Here is a 431-nt window from a genome sequence, read left to right as displayed (position 1 = left end):
AACGGACCGTCACCCCCGACAGGGTCACCGTGCCGGAGCCGCCCGCCGGGCGCGCGCGGGTGCCTGGGGCCGGGACCGGCTGGTCGACGACCTCGGCGACCCGGCGCGCACCGGCGGCCGACATTCCGAGCGCGAAGAGGGCGTCGAGCTGGTCCAGCGCGGCCATCGCGAGCGCCGTGTAGCCGACGACCGCGGCGAGTTCGCCCGCACTGATGTCACCGCGGAGCAGGGCGAGACCTCCGGCACAGAGCACCAGCACCTCCACGGCCGGGATCAGCAGGCCCACCTGCCACCCGGTGTCCCGCTGGAGCGCCCAGACGCGGTGCCCGGTGCGGGACAGTTCCGGGAGAGGATCCAGGACCCGGCGGGTCTCGGCCGCCGCCGTGCCGCTCGCGCCGATGGTCCGGGCCCCGCCGAGCGCCTCCAGGAGC

General features: G+C 76.8%; 1 pseudogene. It reads right to left on the bottom strand.

Annotated elements, in window-relative coordinates:
* Positions 1–431 (bottom strand): annotated as a pseudogene (locus AC0AIB_RS31410) (ABC transporter ATP-binding protein); the annotation flags it as partial.

This window comes from Micromonospora sp. DSM 43699, from assembly GCF_055517075.1.
Note: the sequence above shows the minus strand (reverse complement) of the source record. Positions and strands in the feature narration are given on the sequence as shown.